This is a genomic window from Curtobacterium sp. YC1, assembly GCF_016267665.1.
Lineage (GTDB): Bacteria > Actinomycetota > Actinomycetes > Actinomycetales > Microbacteriaceae > Curtobacterium.
In genome coordinates, this window is record NZ_CP066341.1 from 464783 (window position 1) to 487032 (window position 22250).

General features: G+C 72.5%; 27 protein-coding genes and 1 pseudogene. 14 read left to right on the plus strand and 14 right to left on the minus strand.

Translation table 11 applies throughout. The features are described from left to right. Positions 1–25 precede the first annotated feature (25 nt). A complete protein-coding gene (locus I8920_RS02325; RefSeq protein ID WP_198657586.1) occupies positions 26–1753 on the minus strand; it encodes a beta-N-acetylhexosaminidase in 1728 nt (575 codons plus the stop codon). Between the two features lie 50 nt (positions 1754–1803). On the opposite strand from I8920_RS02325, the gene I8920_RS02330 reads away from it, so the two are divergent. Both I8920_RS02330 and I8920_RS02335 read left to right on the plus strand, forming a co-directional pair. After that, positions 1804–2964: an ROK family transcriptional regulator gene (locus I8920_RS02330; RefSeq protein ID WP_198657587.1), complete on the plus strand. Its 1161-nt coding sequence runs from the start codon at positions 1804–1806 to the stop codon at positions 2962–2964. A 52-nt stretch (positions 2965–3016) separates the two neighbouring features. Continuing rightward, positions 3017–3760: a DedA family protein gene (locus I8920_RS02335; RefSeq protein WP_225557534.1), complete on the plus strand. Its 744-nt coding sequence runs from the start codon at positions 3017–3019 to the stop codon at positions 3758–3760. 4 nt (positions 3761–3764) lie between these two features. Here I8920_RS02335 and I8920_RS02340 read toward each other — a convergent pair whose 3' ends face one another. After that, the gene (locus I8920_RS02340; RefSeq protein WP_198657588.1) at positions 3765–3968 is read right to left on the minus strand and encodes a DUF2945 domain-containing protein; all 204 of its coding nucleotides are present in this window, start codon (positions 3966–3968) and stop codon (positions 3765–3767) included. Positions 3969–4168: 200 nt separating this feature from the next. On the opposite strand from I8920_RS02340, the gene I8920_RS02345 reads away from it, so the two are divergent. After that, positions 4169–5221 (plus strand): serine/threonine-protein kinase, encoded by a 1053-nt coding sequence (locus I8920_RS02345; protein ID WP_198657589.1) that lies wholly within the window; start codon positions 4169–4171, stop codon positions 5219–5221. Positions 5222–5282: 61 nt separating this feature from the next. Beyond that, entirely contained in the window at positions 5283–5903 is a 621-nt protein-coding gene (locus I8920_RS02350) for a phosphoribosylanthranilate isomerase (RefSeq protein ID WP_198657590.1), read from the plus strand. A gap of 266 nt (positions 5904–6169) precedes the next feature. On the opposite strand, the gene I8920_RS02355 is transcribed toward I8920_RS02350, so the two are convergent. Both I8920_RS02355 and I8920_RS02360 read right to left on the minus strand, forming a co-directional pair. Beyond that, positions 6170–6928 (minus strand): HAD-IIB family hydrolase, encoded by a 759-nt coding sequence (locus tag I8920_RS02355; RefSeq protein WP_198657591.1) that lies wholly within the window; start codon positions 6926–6928, stop codon positions 6170–6172. A gap of 94 nt (positions 6929–7022) precedes the next feature. Beyond that, positions 7023–7619, minus strand: a complete 597-nt coding sequence (locus I8920_RS02360) for a nitroreductase family protein (RefSeq protein ID WP_198657592.1) — start codon at positions 7617–7619, stop codon at positions 7023–7025. Between the two features lie 85 nt (positions 7620–7704). Here I8920_RS02360 and I8920_RS02365 point away from each other — a divergent pair, with 85 nt between their 5' ends. Then, positions 7705–8628, plus strand: a complete 924-nt coding sequence (locus tag I8920_RS02365; RefSeq protein ID WP_198657593.1) for an AEC family transporter — start codon at positions 7705–7707, stop codon at positions 8626–8628. Positions 8629–8955: 327 nt separating this feature from the next. Here the strand turns inward: I8920_RS02365 and I8920_RS02370 are convergent, their stop codons facing one another. Then, complete coding sequence (locus I8920_RS02370; protein WP_198658803.1) at positions 8956–9105, minus strand: hypothetical protein; 150 nt, start codon at positions 9103–9105, stop codon at positions 8956–8958. Between I8920_RS02370 and I8920_RS02375 the strand changes: the two genes are divergently transcribed. Further along, positions 9104–9451, plus strand: a complete 348-nt coding sequence (locus tag I8920_RS02375) for an aldehyde dehydrogenase (protein WP_232832795.1) — start codon at positions 9104–9106, stop codon at positions 9449–9451. The genes I8920_RS02370 and I8920_RS02375 overlap by 2 nt on opposite strands. A 15-nt stretch (positions 9452–9466) precedes the next feature. On the opposite strand, the gene I8920_RS02380 is transcribed toward I8920_RS02375, so the two are convergent. Both I8920_RS02380 and I8920_RS02385 read right to left on the minus strand, forming a co-directional pair. Then, the gene (locus I8920_RS02380; protein ID WP_198657595.1) at positions 9467–9715 is read right to left on the minus strand and encodes a nuclease; all 249 of its coding nucleotides are present in this window, start codon (positions 9713–9715) and stop codon (positions 9467–9469) included. Positions 9716–9855: 140 nt separating this feature from the next. Continuing rightward, a complete protein-coding gene (locus I8920_RS02385; RefSeq protein WP_198657596.1) occupies positions 9856–10692 on the minus strand; it encodes an exodeoxyribonuclease III in 837 nt (278 codons plus the stop codon). Between the two features lie 117 nt (positions 10693–10809). Here I8920_RS02385 and I8920_RS02390 point away from each other — a divergent pair, with 117 nt between their 5' ends. From I8920_RS02390 to I8920_RS02415, 6 genes are read left to right on the plus strand one after another with little or no spacing between them, the layout of a single operon-like run. Further along, positions 10810–11295, plus strand: coding sequence for an Asp23/Gls24 family envelope stress response protein (locus tag I8920_RS02390; protein ID WP_198657597.1), 486 nt, complete (start codon positions 10810–10812; stop codon positions 11293–11295). Continuing rightward, complete coding sequence (locus I8920_RS02395) at positions 11292–11483, plus strand: DUF2273 domain-containing protein (protein ID WP_198657598.1); 192 nt, start codon at positions 11292–11294, stop codon at positions 11481–11483. The genes I8920_RS02390 and I8920_RS02395 overlap by 4 nt, the downstream gene beginning before the upstream one ends. After that, a complete protein-coding gene (locus tag I8920_RS02400) occupies positions 11480–11923 on the plus strand; it encodes a hypothetical protein (RefSeq protein WP_198657599.1) in 444 nt (147 codons plus the stop codon). Before I8920_RS02395 ends, I8920_RS02400 begins: the two co-directional genes overlap by 4 nt. Beyond that, positions 11920–12573 carry a hypothetical protein gene (locus I8920_RS02405; protein ID WP_198657600.1) on the plus strand — a complete coding sequence of 218 codons (654 nt, stop codon included), beginning with the start codon at positions 11920–11922 and terminating at the stop codon, positions 12571–12573. The genes I8920_RS02400 and I8920_RS02405 overlap by 4 nt, the downstream gene beginning before the upstream one ends. Further along, a complete protein-coding gene (locus I8920_RS02410) occupies positions 12570–13172 on the plus strand; it encodes a hypothetical protein (RefSeq protein ID WP_198657601.1) in 603 nt (200 codons plus the stop codon). The genes I8920_RS02405 and I8920_RS02410 overlap by 4 nt, the downstream gene beginning before the upstream one ends. 8 nt (positions 13173–13180) lie before the next feature. After that, on the plus strand, positions 13181–13972 hold the full coding sequence (locus I8920_RS02415; RefSeq protein WP_198657602.1) for an aminoglycoside 3'-phosphotransferase: 792 nt from the start codon (positions 13181–13183) through the stop codon (positions 13970–13972). Positions 13973–14000: 28 nt separating this feature from the next. Here I8920_RS02415 and I8920_RS02420 read toward each other — a convergent pair whose 3' ends face one another. From I8920_RS02420 to I8920_RS02445, 7 genes and pseudogenes are all read right to left on the minus strand, one after another. Beyond that, on the minus strand, positions 14001–14294 hold the full coding sequence (locus I8920_RS02420) for a hypothetical protein (protein WP_198657603.1): 294 nt from the start codon (positions 14292–14294) through the stop codon (positions 14001–14003). A gap of 66 nt (positions 14295–14360) precedes the next feature. Further along, positions 14361–14660 (minus strand): hypothetical protein, encoded by a 300-nt coding sequence (locus I8920_RS02425; protein ID WP_198657604.1) that lies wholly within the window; start codon positions 14658–14660, stop codon positions 14361–14363. A gap of 4 nt (positions 14661–14664) precedes the next feature. Beyond that, positions 14665–15324, minus strand: a complete 660-nt coding sequence (locus tag I8920_RS02430; RefSeq protein WP_198657605.1) for a hypothetical protein — start codon at positions 15322–15324, stop codon at positions 14665–14667. A 17-nt stretch (positions 15325–15341) separates the two neighbouring features. Continuing rightward, positions 15342–15905 (minus strand): annotated as a pseudogene (locus tag I8920_RS16145) (alpha/beta fold hydrolase); the annotation flags it as partial. Between the two features lie 26 nt (positions 15906–15931). Further along, positions 15932–16153, minus strand: coding sequence for a hypothetical protein (locus tag I8920_RS16150; protein WP_232832912.1), 222 nt, complete (start codon positions 16151–16153; stop codon positions 15932–15934). Between the two features lie 128 nt (positions 16154–16281). Continuing rightward, entirely contained in the window at positions 16282–17637 is a 1356-nt protein-coding gene (locus tag I8920_RS02440; protein ID WP_198657607.1) for a M23 family metallopeptidase, read from the minus strand. A gap of 63 nt (positions 17638–17700) precedes the next feature. After that, positions 17701–19368, minus strand: a complete 1668-nt coding sequence (locus I8920_RS02445; protein ID WP_198657608.1) for a hypothetical protein — start codon at positions 19366–19368, stop codon at positions 17701–17703. Between the two features lie 95 nt (positions 19369–19463). Between I8920_RS02445 and pyrE the strand changes: the two genes are divergently transcribed. Together pyrE and I8920_RS02455 are read left to right on the plus strand one after the other, a co-directional pair. Next, positions 19464–20015, plus strand: a complete 552-nt coding sequence (gene pyrE, locus I8920_RS02450; RefSeq protein ID WP_198657609.1) for an orotate phosphoribosyltransferase — start codon at positions 19464–19466, stop codon at positions 20013–20015. Beyond that, the gene (locus tag I8920_RS02455) at positions 20012–22234 is read left to right on the plus strand and encodes a septum formation family protein (protein ID WP_198657610.1); all 2223 of its coding nucleotides are present in this window, start codon (positions 20012–20014) and stop codon (positions 22232–22234) included. The genes pyrE and I8920_RS02455 overlap by 4 nt, the downstream gene beginning before the upstream one ends. Positions 22235–22250: the final 16 nt, after the last annotated feature.

Here is a 22250-nt window from a genome sequence, read left to right on the forward strand (position 1 = left end):
GTGTGTCGTGACCGCCCGCCAGGGGCTACTCCGCGATGTTCGCCGTGATCGCGTCGATGTACGCCGCGCGCTCCTCGCGGGAGTGCGGCCGACCCGGGACGCCCGGGCGCTGCTCCCAGGGGAAGGGGCCCGCCTCGTGCCGGTACTCGATGCCCATCGCCTCGAGCCGGGCGGTGTGCTCGGCCAGCCGGCCCCGGAACTCGGCGAGGTCGCGCGGCCCGGTGACGTCGGCCGACCACAGGGCCTCGGCCAGGGCGGCCACGCGCGGGAACAGCTGGTAGTCGAGCTTCCGGGCGGTGTCGACGTGCTCCGTCCACATGTTGCCCTGCCCGCCGATCACGTGGGCGCGCTCGTCGTCCGTCAGGCCGGACGGCACCGGGTCGAAGGCGAAGACGTCGTCGACGGTGAGCACGATGGAGACCGGGATCGGTTCGGTCGGCAGATCGCTCTGGCGGTAGTCCAGGTACACCTGGTCATCCGGGGCCGAGATGACGTCGTGGCCGCGCTTGGCCGCGGTCCGCGCGCCGGTCAGGCCGCGCCACGACAGCACCGTGGCGGACTGCGACAGTGTGCCCCCCTCGAGGATCTCGTCCCAGCCGAACGCCCGACGACCGTGCGACTCGACGTGCGCGGCGAGCTGCCCGATGATCCAGGCCTGCAGCTGTTCCTCGTCCTGCAGCCCGAGCTCGCGGATGCGCTCCTGCGTGCGGGGGTCCGTCTCCCACTGCACCTTCGGGCACTCGTCGCCGCCGATGCCGATGTACCGCGACGGGAACAGCGCCACGACCTCGTCGAGGACGTCGCGGAAGAAGTCGACCGTGGCGTCCTCGGCGTTCAGGACGTCGTCCGCGATGCCCCACTCGGTCCAGACCCCGACCGGGTGCTCCGGCGGTGTCCCGGTCGCGCCGCCGGAGCCGCCGACCCCGAGCGACGGGTACGCGGCCAGTGCCGCTCGCACGTGCCCGGGCGTCTCGATCTCCGGGACCACGGTGACGAACCGGTCGGCCGCGTAGGCGACGATCTCGCGGACGTCGTCCTGCGTGTAGTACCCGCCGTGCGGCCGCCCGTCGAACCCGGCCGGCCGCAGGACGCCGTCGTCGTCGGCGACGTGTGCCCCGACCTGCGACTCCGGACGCCACGACCCGACCTCGGTCAGGCGCGGGTACTTCCGGATCTCGATGCGCCACCCCTGGTCCTCGGTGAGGTGGAAGTGCAGGCGGTTGATCCGGTGCGCCGCGAGCTGGTCGACGACGCGCATGACCTCGTGCTTCGTGCGGAAGTGCCGCGCGACGTCGAGCATGACGCCGCGCCACGCGAAGGCGGGGGCGTCCTCGACGACGACCGCGGGGACGGTCCAGGGCCCGGTGCCCACCCGGCCACGGCGGTACACGTCCGGCGGCAGGAGCTGCAGGAGTGCCTGCACGCCGTAGAAGACCCCGGCGGCCGTGCCCCCGACGACCTCGACGCGGTCGGGCGTCACGCTCAGGCGGAAGGACTCGGCGCGTTCGCCCTCCGGGGCGGCCGGACCGGCGGGCAGCGAGGGGTCGTCGGCGACGCGGAGCACGATGACGTCCGCCCCGCTCGACGCACCGTCGTCGGCGTCCCGGACCGGCAGGCCGGTCGAGCCCCGCAGCGTCTGCTGCAGGTACAGTCGGACCGGCTCGCTCGCCGGGTCGGCGGCGATCCGGGTCGACGGGGTGATCTCGAAGGCCCCGGCACCCGGTCCGGTGCGGCGCGGTCGTGGGACGAGCATGTCGGAGCCACCATTCCTCAATGATCTTTCGTAATGTGGAGGCTATGGCCGTGGACCTGACCGTGTCAACGATCCCGGGGAGCGTCGGGACGACCCCGGGCGTGCTCCGGCAGATGAACTCCCGCGCCATCCTCGGAGCACTCCTGCACGAGGACGTCTCGCGCACCGTGACCGAGCTGAGCCGCTCGGTCGGGCTCTCCCGTCCCACCGTCGAGGCGGCGCTCGCCGACCTGGTCGACGAGGGCTGGGTGGTCGAGGCCGAGGCGATCGCCACCCCGAACAAGGCCGGTCGCCGCGCCAAGCGCTTCGCCGCCGACGCCTCGGCCGGCTCCGTGCTCGGCGTCGACCTCGGCCTGCACGGCATCGTCGGGGTCCGCGCCGACCTGCGGGGCGTGACCCTGGCCCGGGTCGAGGAGCGCTACGCCGACCTCGCCGACGCCGAGCAGGCGTGGACGAGCGTGCAGGACGTCGTCCGGCGCCTGACCGGGTCCGTCGATGGAGCACCCGTGCTCGCCGCCACCTTCGGGGTGCCGGCCGTCGTCGACCGTGACGGCGCGATCGACTACACGGTCGCCGTGCCCGAGTGGGTGGAGCGGCGGGTGCCCGGCCGGATCCAGGACCTGTTCCCGGGCACCGCCACGTTCTTCGACAACGACGCCAAGCTCGCCGCGACGGCGGAGGCGATGTGGGGGCGCTTCCGCGGTGTGCGGGACGGCCTGTACCTGGTGATGGGCCGGCAGATCGGTGCCGCGTTCGTCGTCGACGGGGTGCTGGCCCGCGGTGCCCGCGGGGCGGCCGGCGAGATGGGCGGCCTCGCCTCGACCGGCTGGCCGGGCGCGCCCGCCCGCCTGGAGGCCCGGATCACCGCCGACACGGACGTCGAGTCCGTCTTCGCTGCCGCGTCAGCAGCGGCGGCCTCCGACCAGGCGGCGTCCACCGCCGCGGTCGACACCGTCCGGGCGCTCGCCGCCGACGTCGCGCCGGGCGTCGTCCAGCTCGTGACGACCATCGACCCGGAGGTCGTCGTCGTCGGCGGCGAGGTCCTGCCGGCGGCCGAGGTGTTCTGCGCCGCGCTCGACGAGCACGTCGCCCCGCAGCTCCGGCACCCCGTCGCGGTCGTGCCGTCCACGGTCGGTCGGGACGCCGTGGCGATGGGAGCGCTCGCCCGCTCGCTCACCCACGTCCGCTCCGTGCACATGGGACTCGGCTGAGACCCAGGCGGCGTGCCGGGTCCTGACAGGACGTTCAGGGGATGATGGGCGGATGACGACTGCCGTGACCACCCGTGCCATGACCGTCGCCGCCGGCGACTCCACCGCTCCCTCGGACCTGGGCGGGCTCTCCGGCCTCGTGCTCCAGCTCATCGACGCGCTCGGGGAGTGGGGCGTCGCGCTCATGCTCTTCGTCGAGACGGTGTTCCCCCCGATCCCGTCCGAGGTGATCCTGCCGCTGGCCGGGTTCCTCGCCGGTGCCGGGCAGATGAACCTCGTGCTCGTGCTCGTCCTGGCCACGCTCGGCTCGTACCTCGGCGCCCTGGTGCTCTACTGGCTCGGCGCGAAGATCGGCTTCGAGCGCACCACGCGGTGGTTCGGCAAGCTGCCCCTGGTCGACGAGGACGACTTCCGCAAGGCGGCGCACTGGTTCCACCGCCACGGCAAGAGCGCGGTGTTCTTCGGCCGGTTCGTGCCGATCGTCCGCAGTCTCATCTCACTGCCGGCCGGTGCCGACCGGATGCACCTGGGCACCTTCTCGGTCTTCACGATCATCGCGAGCGGCATCTGGAACAGCGCGCTCGTGCTGCTCGGCGCCGCGTTCGGTTCGCAGTACGACCGCGTGGAGATGTACACGGAGTGGATCGACCGCGTGCTCTACGTGGCGATCGCGGTCGTCGTCGTGACCTTCGTCGTCCGGCGGATCCGACGGATGCGGGCCGAGCGACGGTCGGGCGGAGACGGCGACGCGGGCGGGACCCGGGGACGTCGCCGCGCCGAGCCCGCCCGCGACTGAGTCGTCAGGCCTTCGTCAGCGCCGACTCCTTGTGGGCGGCCTGCTTGCCGCTCTTCTCCGACTCGACGATCCAGTACGGGTCGTCGTCCGTCGGCTTGAAGTGCTGACCGTCGAACTCGAAGTCGCTCGTGCGCTTCTGCACGAGCTTGCCGGTCGTCTTGCCCTGCGAGGTGTTCCAGTGCACCTCGTCGCCCTTCGACATCGCCATGTTGTCCTCCTTGCGCGTTCCCGCGTCGCTGATGGAGATCGGACAGTACCCGCCCGATCCCCGGGAACCCGGGGAAGCGCAGCGGTCACGATGTCGTAACGGGCATGCGGCCGTGGAGTCGGACGCGTACCGTTTGCAGCGGGCCCACCACGCCGGCAGCAGCCGCGGAACCCGAGGGCTCGGGACAGGACGACGGAAACATGACCCTGCTGGACAGCGCGCGGGCGGACACCGTCCTCTCAGCCCGCTACCGCCTGGTCAAGCTCATCGGCACCGGCGGCATGGGTTCCGTCTACGAGGCCCGCGACGAGCACACCTACCGCGCCGTGGCCGTCAAGCTCTTCGCGACGCCCGACAAGATGACGACCGCCGACCGCGTCCGCCAGGAGCGCGAGATCCGGCTGCTCAGCATGCTGTCGCACCCCGGCCTCATCCCGCTGTACGACGCCGGGACCCACGAGTTCGAGGACGGCCCGCACCGCTTCATCGTGATGGAGCTCATCGCCGACACGACGCTCCTCCGCAGGCTGTCCGAGGGGGCGCTGCACAACTACGAGGTCGCCGACCTCGGCGCGCAGCTCGCCGACGCCCTGGCCTACGTGCACTCGCGCGGCATCGTCCACCGCGACGTCAAGCCGGCGAACATCCTGATCAGCGACGAGGGGTCGTCCGGCTTCGCCCGGACCGTCAAGCTCACCGACTTCGGGGTGGCGCACTTCGTGGACGGCTCGCGCCTGACGAACGACGGCACGGTGATCGGCACCGCCGCGTACCTGAGCCCCGAGCAGGTCGCCGGCGAGCCGATCAGCTTCGCCACCGACATCTACTCGCTCGGACTCGTGCTGCTCGAGGCGCTGACCGGCAAGCAGGAGTACTCGGGCACCCTCATCGAGGCGGCGCTCGCCCGGCTCCGCAACGACCCGGTGGTCCCCGACGAGGTCGCCCAGGAGTGGCGTGACCTGCTCCTCCGGATGACCGCCCGCGACCCGGCACGCCGCCCCACCGCGGTCGCCATCGCCAGCGCGCTGCGCGGCGGCTCGACGCAGATCACCGGCCCGGTGCCCCTGGGGCCCGAGCGTGAGCGCCACCAGCGCAACCACCGCATGCACCGTGCGGCCCACCGGCACGCCCGCCGCGGCACGTTCTCGGCTGTCCGGCGGTGGCGGCGGCGGAACGTCCTGCTCGGGTCGTTCGCGGGCTTCGGGGTCGCGGCCGCGTGCGTCGCCGCCTACGTCGCGGGCGCCCTGCACTGAGTCGTCGGCCCTGGGTGAACGGGTGCCCCGTTCGTCCGTCGTCCCTGGCAGGATGGACGGCATGACCGACCAGCGCTGGATCAAGATCTGCGGCCTGTCGACACCGGACACCGTCGACGCCGCCGTCGACGCGGGTGCCGACGCGGTCGGGTTCGTCTTCGCCGCGGGCAGCCCCCGGACGGTGACGGCGGACCTGGCGAAGGAACTCGTCGAGCGGGTACCGGACGGCATCGACGCCGTCGGGGTCTTCCGTGACCAGAAGATCGACGAGATCGTCGGCATCGCCTCCGAGGTCGGGCTCACCACCCTGCAGCTGCACGGGGGCGAGACGGCATCCGACTTCGCCCGGGCCCGCGATGCCGGGTTCTTCACGATCCGGGCCGTCGCGGCCGAGGACTACCTGCGCGAGACGGCGGAGCAGCGGGCGTCGTACGACCACGACCTCCTGCTGCTCGACGCCGCGGTGCCCGGCAGTGGTCGCCTCGTCGACCCGGCCGTCGTGCGCGACGTCGACGAGGCCTGGATCCTCGCCGGCGGGCTCACCCCGGCGAACGTCGTCGCGGCGGTGGAGGCGCTCGACCCCGACGGCGTCGACGTCTCGAGCGGCGTCGAGTCGGAACGCGGCGTCAAGGACCCGGCGAAGATCCGCGCCTTCGTCGAGGCCGTCCGCAGCCTGGGCTGAGCGCGCGCCCGCGGCACCCGACACGCGCGCCGCCCGACGCGCGCGGCTGCTGACTGGAGGCGCGGGGCGGGCCCGTCACGGGCCTCCCGTCCGTCGCGTCGCCCGTTGCGAGCACGGAAGACGCCGTCGTGTCGGTGCGGCGCCGCCCTCCGCGCGAGACGCCGCTGGAACTGGTGGCGTCTCGACGATCGAGCGGTGTCCTGACGAGACGCCGGCGTCCTCCGTGGTGGGCCAGCCGCCCCGCGAGACGCCGGCGTCCTGTGCGGTCAGCGCAGCGTCGGGACGAGCTCCGTCAGGAACGCGTCGGTGTCCTCCCAGCCCTCGACCGCGTGGCACGGCACGCCCAGGGCCTTCACCGGGTAGTCGTTGCCCTCGGGGTCGAGCCGGTCGCCGACGAAGAGCATGTCGTCGAGGGCGATGCCGGTGATCTCGGCGAGACGCTGCATGCCGTAGGCCTTGTCGATGCCCTTGCGGGTGATGTCGATGCTCGTGGACCCGCCGGAGCGCACCTCGAGGTCGGGCAGGTCGGCCTGCACGAGCCGGCGGAGGTGGTCCTTCTTCTCGCCGGTCGGGTCCCACAGCTTCTTGACGTCGACCGGGGCCGTCTGGCCGAGGGCGGAGAACGTGATCTGGGACCCGCGGTCCTCGAGGATGGCGCCCCAGGTCTCGGTCTCCCAGTACCCGGCCTCCTTCGCACGGGCCTCCACAGCGGCGAGGGCACGCGCCTTCTGCTCGTCGGTCAGGTCCTCGGCGTACTGCAGCGCCCAGTCGCCGTCGGACCACCGGTAGTACCGGGTGCCGCAGGTCGGCAGCAGGTGCAGGTCGTCCAGACGCAGGCCGTCACGCTGGCGCAGCGGGGTGACGAGCTGCTGCTCGAACTGGGTGAAGTTGCCGCCGGAGATGACCGCGACCGGCACGACCTCGAGCAGGGACGCGAAGGTCTCGAGCATGCGGGGATCGAGGGAGGACTTCGACGGGGCGAGCGTGTCGTCCAGGTCGAAGGCGACGAGGCGGGGCGTGGTCATGCCCCCGATCCTGCCAGAGCCGACCGGTCCCGCGCCGTGTGGCGCGGTCGGCCGGTGCGCCCCTGCGCGAAGTCTGCGGAGTCGCGCGCGGCGCTCACTCCTTGACGAGCACGACCTCGTCGAGGGGGATGCGGGTGCGCGGGGCGACCTCGCGCTCGGCGGCCTTCTCGTCGAGCTGCGACGGGTGTGCAACGGTGCCGACGGCCGTGACCGTGTAGGGGAGGAAGCGCTCGGGCAGGTCGAAGGCGGCGCGGAGCCCCTCGGTGTCGATGCCCGCCATCTGGTGCACGTGCAGTCCCTCGGCGTGCGCCTGCACGGTGAGCGCGGCGAGCGACTGCCCGAGGTCGTAGTGGGCGAAGGAGCGCTCCTCGCCGTCCTCGGAGACGGTCTCGAGCACGCCGACGACCAGGGCGCTCGCACGGAAGGCCCAGGCGGCGTTGAAGCCGAGCAGGTTCTCGTTGATCTTCCGGAACGTCTCGGTGCCGCGGCGGCCGGCGATGAACCGGCGCGGCTGGAGGTTCATGGCCGACGGTGCCCAGCGGGCGGCCTCGAGCACGGCGTCGAGCTGCGCGTCCGAGATCGTCGCGGTGTCGTCGTAGGAGCGCGGGCTCCACCGTTCCTCGAGCAGCGGCACGAGCGGCTGGCTGGAGTCGGTGGACCGGGTCAGGGTGTCGGCGTTCGTCGAGGTCATGGTGGGCTCAACGGTATTCCATGCGTACGCATTTCCGACCTGAGCGACGTCACATGGTGCACGACGGGATGCGAGGATGGACGCGATGGGTGGCGTGCTGATCGGCTTCGCGATCATCGGCGCGATCATCGCCGGTGGGTACGTCGTCGGGCGCACCGGTCTGCTCGGTCCGCACGCGCAGTTCGTGATGAGCCGGCTCGCGTTCTTCGTGCTGATGCCGTGCCTGTTGTTCCACACCATCGCGACGGCGGACATCGCGTCGCTGCTGTCGTCGATGCTCTGGGTCTCGCTGCTGAGCGCCGCCGTGGTCGCCCTCGCTGCTGCCGCCGTGTTCCGTCTGGTGCTGCGCCGCCCCGTCGCCACGACGACCGTCGGCGCGCTGGCCTCGAGCTACGTGAACGCGAACAACATCGGGCTGCCGGTCGCCGTCTACGTGCTCGGGCAGGCGACGGCGGTCGTGCCGGTGATCCTGCTGCAGCTCGTCGTGATGGCCCCGATCGCGTTGACGATCCTCGACGCGGCGACCGCTGGTGCCGGCGGGTGGGGACGCCGGATCGCCGGGCCGTTCCGGAACCCGATCATCATCGCCTCGCTCGTCGGGCTCGTGTGCTCGGCCACGGGCACCACCCTGCCGGATCCGGTGCTCGAGCCGTTCTCGCTGGTGGGAGCGGCCGCGGTGCCGGTCGTGCTGCTGTCGTTCGGGATGAGCCTGCACGGTGCGACCCCGCTGCGGGACCCCGCGATCCGCACCGACGTCATCGTGGCGTCGTCGATCAAGCTCGTGGTGATGCCGGCGGTGGCGTTCGTGTTCGCCCGGTTCGTGTTCGGCCTGAGCGACCAGGACGTCTTCGTGCTCACCACCCTCGGCGCCCTGCCCGCGGCGCAGAACGTCTTCAACTACGCACAGCGGTACGGGGCCGCGGTGCCGGTGGCGCGGGACGTCGTGCTCGTCACGACGCTCGGCTCGGTGCCCGTGCTCGTCGCGATCGCCGCCCTGCTGCACCCGTAGCGATCGTCGGGACGCCGGCGTGTGGGCTCCCGGGTGACGCCGTCGTGTCGTCGGGACGCCGGCGTGTGTGCTCCCGGACGACGCCGTCGTGTTGTCGAGACGCCTCGATGTCGTCGAGACGCCGCCAGGTTCGGCGGCGTCTCGCGCACATGCGGGCGTCGTGCGCACACGCCGGCGTCTCCCGCGTGGCGGGGTGGACGCGCGCCGCGACCGACGGGAGGCCCGTGGCGGGGCCGCACCGGGCCTCCCGTCCGTCCCGTGGTGGCGACCACCGCTGATGGTGCGCAGGAAGGGTCGGGTCGCGTCCGCCGACTCGACCACATCTGCTCACGGAGCGCGGACGGTGCGCGCGTACCCTGGCGGGCATGCGGGGCGGACCGCTCCGTGACCGATGACCACGACGAGGAGACCGGCGATGGACACGATGGCGATGATGAAGAACATGTCGATGACGGACATGCCCATGGAGATGGACATGGACATGATGCAGGACACCATGATGGCGATGAACGCCGCGTCGATGGCGGCGACGATGTGCTCCGCGGCCGACATGCGGATGGGCGGCGAGATGGCCACCTGCGCCGCGATGTGCTCCAACACGGCAATGCTCGCCGACACCGGCATGCGGATGATGATGCGTCCGATGGGGATGGACACCGCCGCGATGCAGGCGATGCTCACGGCCGTCGTCGCGATGGGTACCGCGTGTGCCGCCGAGTGCCGCCAGCACCAGGACATGGACGAGTCGTGCCGCTACTGCGCCATGGCCTGCGACGAGATGGTGTCGAAGTGCCAGGCGATGCTCGACGCGATGGCGGCCTGAACCGCTCCGCCCGCGCTACGCGACGCGTGCGGTGGTCTGCCGACCGCCGGCGCTGAGGATCTCTGCGACCTGGTGGTGGGCGACCGGCTCGCCGACCGACAGGACGCCGTCGGCGTCCGCCACCCGCAGCTGCGTGGTGCTCCCGTCGAGGAACACCACCACGGCGTCGGCGGCGCGGGTCTCGACGACGATGCCGTCGCGCCACGCACCGGGGGCCGCGGTCGCCATGAGGCGCTGGATGGGAAGGATCGTCGTGCGGGACATGGCTTCACCTGCTCTCGGAGGGGGTCGGTGCAGGAAACCTACGTCGGCGGGACGGACGGCTCAACGACGGCGGACGCCGGGCGTAACAGAGCCGGACGGTGCACCCTCGGCCAGGGCTCCTGGCCCGGACCCGACTCCGATCAGAAGATCATCGGGCGGTCGTCGTCGAGCGACGTGTCCAGGTCGAGGTCGACCACCACGGGCACGTGGTCGCTCGGGGCGTCGCCCTTCCGCTCGTTCCGGTGGATCGACGCGTCGGTGACGACGTCGGCGAAGGCCTGCGACCCCATCACGAAGTCGATGCGCATGCCCTCGTTGCGCGGGAACCGCAGCTGCTTGTAGTCCCAGTAGGTGTAGCCGTCCGGCACGATCGGGCGGACGACGTCCTGCAGGCCCCGTGCCTCGAACTCGCGGAACGCGGCACGCTCGGGCTCGCTGACGTGCGTCGACCCCTCGAAGACCCGCACGTCCCAGACGTCCTGGTCGAGCGGCGCGACGTTCCAGTCGCCCATCAGCGCGAGCGGGGTCTCCGGCGACGCCTCGATCCACTCCGTGGTGCGGTCGGCCAGCTCGGCGAGCCAGTCGAGCTTGTAGGCGTAGTGCGGGTCGCCGACCTCGCGGCCGTTCGGCACGTACAGGCTCCAGAGGCGCACGCCGTCGACGGTGACGCCGATCGCCCGGGCCTCGACCGGCAGGTCCGGCCCCTCGTGGCCCTTGAGGAACCCGGGCTGGCCGGGGAAGTCGCGGGTGACGTCCTCCATCGGCAGGCGGCTGGCGAACGCGACGCCGTTCCACTGGTTCAGGCCGTGCGCCTCGACGTGGTACCCGGCGGCCTCGAACGCCGCGACGGGGAACTGCTCGGGCTTGCACTTGATCTCCTGCATGCCGAGGACGTCGACGTCCTCGCGCACCAGCCAGTCGACGATCCGTCCCACTCGGGTGCGGACGGAGTTCACGTTCCAGGTCGCCACGCGCATGGAACAAGAACCTACCGGTGCCGGCTGACCACGGGGCGGGGCGGGTGCGTCGCCTGGGCGGCGTCCGGCACGATGGTGTTCGCTGGAGGCCAGCAATCGAGCGCATCGGAGGCAGCAATGGCAACGACGAGCAACCGCGTCGACGGGACCACCACCGGGGGCGGCACCCCAGCCGTGGGCACGCCCGCGGGCACCACCACGACGCAGGTCACCGCCAAGGGCAGGACCATCATCGACGACACCGTCGTCGCGAAGGTCGCGGGCATCGCCGCCCGTGACGTCCCCGGCGTCTTCGCGCTCGGCGGCAACGCCTCGCGCGCGTTCGGCGCCATCCGCGACGCCATCGGGTCGAGCGCGCTCGGACAGGGCGTCCGCGTCGAGGTCGGCGAGACGCAGGTCGCCGTCGACCTGACGATCGTCGTGGACTACCCGACGCCCATGATGGAGGTCGCCTCGGCCGTGCGCGCCGCCGTCACGAACGCCGTCACCGAACTCGTCGGCCTCGAGGTCACGGAGGTCAACATCGCCATCAACGACGTCAACATCCCGGCGCTCAACGGCGTCGCGGACGAGCCCGACACCCGGGACGGTCGGGTCCGGTGAACGCCACCGTCGTCGGGATGGGCGTCGGCGCCCTGCTCGCGATCGTCGCCGTGACGCTCGGGTTCTGGGCGTTCGTGGTCGTCGCGGTCTGCATGGCCGTCGGCGGTCTGGTCGCCCGCATCGTGACGGGTGACGTCGACCTCCGCCGCCTGCTCGACGTGCTGCGCGGGCGCCGGAGCTCGTCGTGAGCGAGGCCGCCGTCGCCCCGACCGGCGACAGCGGCGTGCGGGTCCCCGGTTCCGTTCCTGGTGCTGGTCCCGGTTCTGGCTCTGGTTCGTCCTCCGCTCCCGGCGGCGCCCGGGTTCCCGGATCCGACCGCATCGGCGCCCACGCCCTGGTCCGGACCGCGCAGGCGGTCGCGGCCGAGGCGCTCCGCGTGGCCGCCCGGGAGGTCCGTGCCCGGGTCGTCGACGACGGCCGCGGCGCACTGGCGGTCGAGATCACCGCCCCGCTCGCCCTGCCGGCGCTGGGCACGCACGCGCTCCCCGCCGAGCCCGTCGTCGCCACGGCGCACCGGGCTCGCGGCACGATCGCCGAGCGCTTCCGGGCCGTCACCGGCCGACAGGTCGCCCGCGTGACCGTGACCTTCGCCTCGTCGGTCGTGGACACCCCACGGAGGGTCCGGTGACCGCCGCCACAGCCGTCGATCCCGCCGGTGGCAACGCCGATCCGATCGCCCCCGCCGGCCCCTCGCCCGACGACCACCACGCCACCCACCGCCGCCTGCTGCGCCGCGAGACCCACGTCTCCCGTTCGGGCGCCGTCGTCGTCGCGATGCTCATCGCCCTGGTGCTCGCCGCCGCCGCGGTCTTCGCCGGCGCACTCGTCCTGCTCGACCAGAACGTGCTCGGCGTCGACCCCCGTGCGGTGGTCGACGCCGCGCTCGCCGCTCCGGACGGCCTCGACACCACCATCGTGATCGGCATCGGTGCCGTCGTGGCCCTGATCGGCCTCGTCCTCCTGCTGCAGGGGATCCTGCCCCAGCGGCGTCCGCGGCACGTGATGTCGTCCGACCGGCTCGCAGTGGTCGTCGACGACGAGGTCCTGGCCTCCGCTGCGGCCCGCGCCGCCCGATCCGCGACCCGTCTGGGCGCCGACGCCGCCGTGGGCACCGTCGGCCGTCGCACGGTCGACGTCGTGCTCCGTCCAGCAGCCGGGGTGGACGTCCCCGCGGTCGCCGCAACCGAGGCCGTCGAGCGGGAGTTCGTCGCGATCGACGCGCAGCCGCGACTCGCTGCACGGGTCCGGGTGCAGCCGACCGGGCGGGTGGACGGATGAACGCCACGAACCGTGGGCTCGGCCGGACGGCGCTCGTCGTGCTCGGGCTCGTCCTGCTCGTCGCCGGGGTCGCCGCGATCCTGGTGCAGACCGCGCAGGGGCTGCCCCTCGTCGCCTCGTGGTGGCGCACGGTCGGCGATGTCCTCGCCGGACTCGGCACCGGGGCGTCGCGTGGGGACTCGGTGTTCGCCTGGACCTGCGTGCTCGGCGGTGGCGTCGTGCTCGGCGTGCTCGCGCTCGTCGTGCTGACGACGCTCGGCGGTGGCCGCGAGGGCACCGTCGTGGACAGCGACGGTTCGGCCGACGGCGTCGCCGGTTCGGTGCGCATCGAGTCCACGGCCGTGCAGCACGCGCTCTCCTCGGCCATCGGCGAGATGCCCCAGGTCGGCTCGCTCGCCGTCGACGTCTACCGGGTCCGTGGTGGTCGGGCGATCCGGGTGCGGGTCCGTCCGCGCCGGGGTGCCGCGCCGCGCGAGATCACCGAACGGGTCGAGGCCGTCGTCGCCGACCTCGACGCCCTGCTCGGCGAACGCCTGCCGGTGCTGCTCGAGATCGCTCGTGGCGGGTCGGGGTCCTCCCGCCCGGACCGCGTGCACTGAGCGCCGTCGTGGTGCGCTCGATCGGCGGCCTGCCCCGGCCGGGCGAGACCGTCCCGGTGCCGCGCGTGGTCACCGAGATGGCCCGGGGCCGCGAGGTCGCCCTCGTCTGGCACAACGAGATCGGCGGGACGACGTTCCGCATCGGACCGGACGCGCACGCCGAGGAGTTCGTGAAGGTCCTGCCGCACGCATACGGTTCGTGGATCAGCGGCGAGGCCGCGCGGCTGACGTGGGCGTCCCGGTACGCCCGGGTGCCGGAGGTGCTCGACCACGGCACCGACGAGGACGGCATCTGGCTGCACACCCGTGCCGTGCCCGGGTGGAGCGCCGTCGACCCGCGCTGGCACGACGAACCCCGGACCGCGGTGGTCGCGGTGGGGGAGGGCCTGCGCGCGCTGCACGACACCCTGCCCGTCGACGACTGCCCGTTCACGTGGGCGACCGCGGACCGACTTGATCGCGCACGCGGGGTTGCCGCCGACGCCGACGCCGACGCCGAGCTCGGCCCGGAGCCGCCGGCCGACCGGATCGTCGTCTGCCACGGTGACCCGTGCACCCCGAACACGCTCATCGGTGCGGACCGGCGGTGGAGCGGGCACGTCGACCTGGACGCGATGGGAGTCGCGGACCGCTGGGCCGACATCGCGGTGGCGACGATGGCGCTCGGGTGGAACTACGGACCCGGGTGGGAGCCGCTGTTCCACCGGGCGTACGGGCTGCCGGACGACCCGGAGCGCACCGCGTGGTACCGGGCGCTTTGGAACGCGGACGTGGACGACGTGGGACCTGCGGCGCGCTGAACCGGAGCCGTCGTGGTGCTCGATCGGTTCAGATCTTCGGGTTGTTGACGACTGGGTCGTCCCACTGGGGGAAGTTCGGGTAGACGCCGGGGAGGGACCGATCAGGGAACTTGACGGTCGAGCGTCCGTAGATGGCCGTCGAGAGCGCGTTGGCGTCGTTGGTCCAGAAGGGTTCGCTGTAGACGGTGATGGTGTTGCCGCCGTTCTCCTGGGCGGTGTACTGAATCTGCCAGCCGTCGCCGGTGGTGGCCCAGACTTCTTCGTCGCCGGTGATGGTGCGGTGTTCGATGTCCCAGCCCTGTTCGGTGAAGTAGTCGATCATCGGTTGCAGGTCGCGTTGCTGGTCGGTGGGGCCGGGTGGGGATCAGAGTCGTGTGGTGCTCATGTCCTAGCTGTTCTTGGTGTCGGAGCCGGGCAAGGGTGCGACGCCGTCTCCGCCGATCCCGGGCAGGTCGTCGCCGCTGCCCCACTCCCATTCGCCGTCGTGGACATGGAGTTGCGCGTCCCGCAGGAGCCGCTGCATGCGTTCGTAGTGGTCGCGGTAGGCGTCGAACTCTTGGTGCAGGGACAACCCGGCGATGTCGTCGCGGGTCAGGCCGGCTGCGTCGGTGGACGCTCGGGTTCCTCCGGCGACGCAGCCGCTGAGAAGTCCCAACGCGAGGATCGCCGTCAGGAGGGACCGGAGCATCGGTTCAGATCTTCGGCGGGTTGATGATGGGATCGTCCCACTCGGGGAAGTCCGGGTAGACGCCGGGGAGGGACCGATCGGGGAAGTCGGCGCGGGAGCGACCTGCTACGGCTCGCCGGAGCTTGTGCGCGTCGTTTGTCCAGAAGGGTTCGCTGTAGACGGTGAGGGGGTTGTCGCCGTTCTCTTGGGCGGTGTACTGGATCTGCCAGCCGTCACCGGTGGTGGCCCAGACCTCGTAGTCGCCGGTGATGGTGCGGCGTTCGATGGTCCAGCCCTGCTCGGTGAAGTAGTCGATCATCGGTTTGAGTGCCTGCTGTTGGTCGGTGCCGCTGGGTGGGGACCAGAGCCGGGTGGCGCTCATGTCGTAGCTGTTCTTCGTGTCTGAGCCGGGCAGGGGTGCGACGCCGTCTCCGCCGATGCCGGGGACGTCGTCGCCGCCGCCCCATTCCCATTCGCCCTCGTGGACGTGGAGTTGCGCGTTCCGTAGGAGTTGCTGCATGTGTTCGTAGTGGTCGCGGTAGGCGTCGAACTCTTGGTGCAGGGACATCTCGGCGACGTCGTGCTGAGTGAGGCCGGCTGCGTCGGTGGGCATCTGGTTTCCTCCTGCCGTGCACCCCGACAGCAGCCCGAGGGCCAGGGCTGCAGTCGTGATGGCACGGAGCATCGGTCGCATGGTCTTCATCATGGCTTCCCCGTCGCGATGATCTTCGCGATGGTCTGTTGTGCGGTGGCATCTCGGGACAGGTAGCCGACGCCGCTGTCCGGGAACATGTCGTGCCCGGTGACGGCGCTGCCGCCAGGGGAATCGTCAGCGCCGAACGTGTCGACGTCCGGAAGGTCGCGTGGATCGGTGCGTCCGATCCGGCCGAGGATCGCTGTGTGGTCAGCGGACCCCTCGGTCGCGTACACATGGTCCACGTTGAGGTGCTCGGGAGTCGTGGTGTCGGTGAACCCGACGGACCCGTATGTGACGAGCGAGTCGACCCGGTGCCGAGTCTGCGCGAGCGCTTCGGCCGCGGTGGTGGACCCGTATGAGTGCCCGAGGACGGTCAGTGACCGCGGCGCGCTGCCCCGGCTGTCGTGGATGCCGTCGAGGAACGAGGCGAGGTTCGCCCCGCCCGCGGCGGCGCGCGCCTGGCTGGGGACTTCGACTGCGCCCGGTGCGCGGTACCCGACCCAGGACACGACCGCGAACGATTCGGACCGGCGCTGTTTCCACGCCGTTGCCAGCAGGCCGTCTGCAGCACGGCCTGCCGCTGCACGGTCCGGAGCTACTCGACCAGGGACTCGAGCGCCTTCGCCAGCCGGATCCGGTCTTGTGACTCGGTGAGCCGTGCGGCCTCGAACAACCGCGAGTACGCGCCGTCGAAGTCGAGCAGCGCAGCGTCGGCGATGCTCTGACGCGGTGCACCGCTGGCTCGAAGGGTCATCGCCACCTCCACACCGCAGTCGATCAACCGCGACGCCGCGGCGTCGTCGAACTCGATCCCCATCGTCCCCCCGATACCCGACCGGCCCCCTCCTGGAACCGTAGCAGCGAAAGTGCGAACGGTGAAGTTTCACGCCGATGTGTGGAGAAGTTGCCGCTGCGATGCGCGGCGTTCCCACCGGGGTCGATCGCCTAGAAGGCGACCCCGCGGGCGCCCATGAACGGCACCGGGTCGGTGGTGGCACCGTTGATGTGCACCTCGATGTGGCTGTGGCAGCCGGTCGACTGCCCCGTCGAGCCGACGAGCGCGATGAGCTGCCCGGCCGAGACCTGCTGCCCCTGGCTGACCCGGAAGCCGCCGTCGACGATGTGGCCGTAGGCGGTCTGCACGCCGCCGCCGTGGTTGATGCGGACGTAGTTGCCGTACCCGCCGTACCAGCCGACGTAGTCGACCGTGCCGGCGGACGCGGCGACGATCGGCGTGGAGCAGCCACTGGCCAGGTCGACACCGTCGTGCTTGATGACGGTGCCGTAGATCGGGTGGACGCGGTACCCGTACGGGCTGATGACGTAGCCGCTGGCCGGGCGCACCCAACCGGTCCCGGACCCGGCGCCGACGGAGCCGCCGCCGCCCGAGCCGCCGCTGCCCGTCGACCCGCCACCGGACGGCGCACCACCACCGCCACCACCACCGGAGTTCGCGGCTGCCGCGGCTGCCGCCGCCGCGGCGGCGCGCTGTGCCGCTTCGCGTGCGGCCTTCGCCTCGGCGGCCTTGCGCGCGCGCTCCCCCTTGGCGAACTCGGCCTCGGTCCGGACACGGCCGGAGGTCAGGGTCGCGAGCTGGGCGTCGAGTCGGGCCTTGTTCGACTGCTGCTCGTCGTAGGCGGCCTGCACGGCGTCGGACGCCGCCTGGGCTTCCTGCATGCGCTCCTGCGCCTTGTCGGCCAGCTCGTCGAGGCGTTCGGCGGCACGGTCGGCCTGCGCCTCGAGCGACCGCGCGACCCCGGCGTCGATGCTCGCGGCGGCCTGCACGCGCTCGGCCTGCTCGGACAGCTTGCTGAGTGCGCCGAGGTTGTAGAGGAGGTCACGGGCGTCCTCGCCCTGGGTGATCACCGAGGTGGTGACGTCGGCGCCACCGGAGCGGGACATCTGCGCAGCGAACTGCCCGGCCTGCGCGGCGCTCTGGTCGGCGACCTTCGCGTGCTCGACGGCATCGGCTCGGAGCTTCTGTTCCTTCTCCGCTGCGTCCTGCGCGTCCTTCTGGGCATCGAAGAACACCTGCCCGAGCTCCTTGGCCTTCGCCTGGGCCGCCTCGACCTTGGCGTCGAGCTCGCTGATGATCCCCTTGATCTCGCTGATCTGTCCCTGCTTCGCGGACTCCTTGCCGCGGGCGGACTTCACCTCGTCCCACGTCGGGTACGTCACGGCCTGCGCGGTGGGGGCGTCGAGGACCACCGTGCCGACGAGACCTGCGAGCGCCAGGCCGGTGACGGCGAGGCGCAGGCGCGCGGAGACACGGGGGGCGCGGTGGCGACTGGGACGAGACATCGACCACGAGCCTATACATCCGTACAGCGGTGATCGGACGCCGACGCGCCGCTGTGGACAACTTCAGAAGCCGCGCTCCCGGCGGATCACGTCGGCGCTGCCGACGACGTCGCGCCGCAGCACGTCGGCGCCCGCGGTGCCGGCGTAGTCGTAGACGTCGAATCCCGTGCAGTGGGTGATGGTCGCGGGGGCGCCGAGCGAGTCCTCGACCGCGGTGGTCCAGAGGTCCCGCGACCCCACGACCACGAAGGTCGGCTCGGCGTCGCGGTAGGCGCCGAGGTCGACGAGCCATGGGTACGTCTCGAACGTGTCGCGGACCTGCAGGAGCTCGACGCCCGGCGAGGCGTAGGCGGCGAGCGGGCGCACCGTCCAGAACTGTCCGACGCCGGTCACGTCGCGGCCGTCGGCCCACCGGTCCAGGCACGACGCCGGCGTGTACCGCGCAGCCGCGACCGCCCCGGTCGTCGCCGGGGTCACCGCGACGCCGGCGACGAGCACGACGGCCATCGCGACGACGACGGTGGCGCGCACGCCGCGGTACCGACGGTGCACCCGCGTGCGCCGGACGGCCGTGCGGGTGAGCTCCGCCACCGCGACCAGGGCGAGCAGTGGCGCGGTGACGACCGGCTGCAGGTAGCGCGGTGTCTCCGAGCCCGCCACGACGACCCCGACCGACACCGCCACCACCGTCACCACGGGCAGCACCGTCGCGACGAGCACCGTCCGCGCCGTCCGGACCCGCCAGGCCCAGACGGTGCCGCCGATGGCGACGAGCACCCCGGCGAAGAGCAGCAGCAGCCCGGCGTCGCCCTGCGCCGACCCGGCTCGGTCGTCGGTCAGTGCGGCGAAGAAGCCGAGGGTCTGGCCGGCCCGGGAGGGTCGCACGTAGCTCGCGGGGTCGATCGAGACGAACGGGCGCAGCGGGATCCGCAGCAGGTACCCGACGACCGACGCGACCGTGACGGTCACGGCGAGCAGGCCGGCCGGCCGCCACGGCACCCGACGCGCCAGTGCCAGCAGGACGAGCGTGACCACGACGGGCGCCGCCGACCACGGCACGAACAGCGGGTTGGACGCCGTCGAGCAGACGGCCACCAGGCCGAGCGTCACGAGCAGGGGCACCGACGCTCGGCCGAGCCGGACCGCCCGGAGCACGAGCACCGCGCTGCCGAGCATCGCCAGCACCGTGCCGTAGTAGTAGGTCGTCGTGAGCAGCAGCGACGCCAGTTCGAGCGAGGTCGCCGTCGCCGTCGACTCGGTCAGCACCAGCAGCGTGACGACGCCGAGCGCCCCGGCGGACACCGCGATCCGCGCCGGACGCCCCGCCGACGGCATCAGCTCGTTCGCCGCCGCCCGCACGAGCGCGTACAGGGCGAGGAGCACGAGCACGCCGTTCAGCGCGAGCGCCTGCTGCGGCGTGCCCGTCACCAGGGAGCACAGCAGGTAGACGGGCAGCTCGGGGAAGAAGAACAGCGCCGGGGACATCGCCCACTCGAACGGCTGCCCGGCCTGCAGCGAGCGCTCGACGAGCGGCAGCAGCACCGAGTCGCCGTCGTACCAGAGCAGGGCGACCCGATCCGTAGCGATGACGTGACGCAACCCGATGACGGCCAGGGCCAGCGCGACCAGGGCGCCCAGGGCCTCCCGTCCGACCGTGACGGCCACGTCGGCGGGCCGACGGCCGCCGGACGGAGCCGCGCCGACGGCAGCGCGGCGCGGTGCTCGGGACATGTCCCGGAGCGTACCGAGGGCGCCTCGGTGTCGGCATCCACACCCCACGGGCTGGGGGAGCGCACGGCGAGGCGGAACGACTACCCTTGTGGGCTGTGACCGACGCGCGCGAACAGTTGATCCAGTACATCTCCGCCGAAGCGGTGTTCCACGGCGACTTCACCCTGACCAGCGGGAAGAAGGCGACGTACTACATCGACCTGCGCAAGGTCAGCCTGGACCACCGGGTCGCCCCGCTCATCGGGCAGGTCATGACCGAGCTCGTGCAGCAGGTGCCGGACGTCTCCGCGGTCGGCGGGCTCACCATGGGCGCCGACCCCATCGCCAGCGCGGTCCTGCACCAGGCCGCAGCGCAGGGGCTGTCCTACGACGCGTTCGTCGTCCGCAAGGAGCCCAAGGACCACGGTCGCGGCAAGCAGGTCGAGGGCCCGGACCTGCAGGGCAAGCGCGTCGTCGTGCTCGAGGACACCTCCACCACCGGTGGTTCGCCGCTCAAGGCGGCCGAGGCGCTCGAGCGTGAGGGCGCCATCGTCGCAGCCGTCGCGGTCGTCGTCGACCGCGACACCGGTGCGAAGGAGACCATCGAAGCGGCCGGGTACCCGTACTTCGCGGCCATCGGGTTGGCTGATCTGGGGCTGACCGCGTGAGCGGGGAGCGTCCGGAGGACGCACACGAACCCGACGGCACCGCCGGCCCGGCAGACGGGGACGACGGCCTGGAGGCTCGGCGTGCGTCCGGCGCGGACGCTCCGTTCCACGGTCTCCGCAGTGCCGCCGACATCTTCGGGGCACCCCGGGGCGCCGACGACTGGCCGTCCCGACGGGAGCGCCGCGAGGCCGAGCGCACCGCGAAGGAGACCGGTGCACCGCTGCCCGAGCCGTTCGTGGCCGAGGGCGAGGACGGTGCTCCTGCGGCTCCTGCGGCTCCTGCTGTTCCCGCTCCGGCGCTCGACGACGGGGCGACCCAGGCGATCTCGATGCCCGACGAGCTCCGCGCGCCCTCGGTGAACCCCGACGCCGTTGCCGAGCACGAGCGCTCCACCCTGCACGACCGGATCCCCGCGCCGTCCGACGTGCCGCCCGCCTCCACCGCGCCGCACCCCTCGTCGATCGTGCTGCCCACTGCGCAGACCCACCGTGACGAGCGTGCCGCCGCGTCGAGGGCCATCGAGGACGAGCGTCGTCGTGTCGACCCGTTCGGCGAGGGCCGTGCCGACGTCGACTGGCTCGGCCGCGCCACCGGCTCCCACCCCGAGCCCGTCGTCCCCGTGGTGCCGCAGCCCGTCGGCGTCGAGAACGTGCTGCCGCCGACCGAGGAGCCCCCGACCTTCACCGAGCTGCTCCGCCTGTCGGACACCGGGTCGACGGCCGCGCAGCCCGGCGGCGTAGACCGGCCGTTCGACTGGGCGATCCGCGATGACGAGGCCGGCGAGGTCCCCGCGACGCTCACCACGGACTCCTTCGACACCACGGCGCTGTCCGCCGGGTCGTGGTCGCTCGCCGACGAGTCCGACGACGAGGACGAGGTCGTCGCCGGCGAGGTGGACACCCCCGTCGGTGGTGTCCCGCAGGCCCCGCGCACGTACCCGGTGCCGCCCGCCGTGCCGGCCCCGGTGCCGCCAGCCGCTGCTGCTGCGCCGCCGGTCCCGCCGGCCGTTTCCGACGCGCCGGTCCCGCCGGCGGTCGGTGGGGGCGACACGGATGCGACCGACGCGCCGACCACGGCACTGCCGGTGGCCGGGACGCCGTGGTGGTTGCAGGACGAGGCCGAGTCCGACGCCGGGTCCGAGGCCGCCGCGACCGAGCCGCCGTCCGCGGTCCCGCCGCTCGTCGAACCCGCCGCCGACCAGACCCGCACGACGCACCTGCCGTCCGCGGTGGGACAGGACCTGGACGCCGTGCTCGGGCTCCGCGGCGACGACACCGGCGCCCAGCCAGCGTCCCTGCCCGCCGCCGCACCGGACGACCTGGACCAGTCCGAGTGGGACGGCCGCGAGACGAGCGACACGAGCGCCATCAAGGACCTGTTCGGCACCGAGGCCGTCGGGCAGCTCGCCGACACCGGGTACGACCCGGCCGACACCGGGACGCAGATGATGCCCGCCGCCACGGCCTCGACCACCGCTGGTCCGGCAGCGTCGCCCGCGCGTGCCGCCGCGGACACGGGCACGGGTGCCTCCGGCCCGTCCGAGCGACCAGCGGGCGAGCGGGACAACTTCATCAACGAGGGCTTCGGCCGCCTGCGGAACGAGGGCAAGCGCGGCAAGCAGCTGTTGATCTACGGGTCGATCGCCCTGATCCTCGTGCTCATCGTGCTGGTGTTCCTGCTGTCGAAGTGGATCCTCGGCAACAACCTGGCCGATCAGGTCGTGCCGACGAAGTCCCCGGTGGCCGCTGCCTCGTCGGCGCCCGCGACACCGTCCGCCGCGCCCTCGGCTCCGCAGTCGGACGCAGCCGAGGCCCCCGCGGCCACGCTCCAGTTCGCGACGACGCCGGCGCAGCCGGGTGAACACGTGTGGACGGACCTGGCCGGCGGCGAGTGCCTGTCGCCGTTCACGAACGCCTGGTCGCAGACCTTCACGGTCGTCGACTGCGCGACCCCGCACATCGGGCAGTTGACCGCGCGCCTGTCGGTGGAGGGCGATGCCTACCCGGGCGCCGAGGCCCTGGCGACCCAGGCCGCGGACCGGTGCCAGTCGGACGCGGCGCTGAACGCGTCGGCAGCGGCGCCGCTGGGCGACGTGCAGGTGCAGGGGTCGTACGCGCCGGACCAGGCGACGTGGGACCAGGGCAACCGGTTCATCTCGTGCTTCGTGACGCGGTCGTCGGGGCAGCCGTTGACGGGATCGCTGGCGCCGGGAGCGTAGGCGGCGGGTCGGCGGG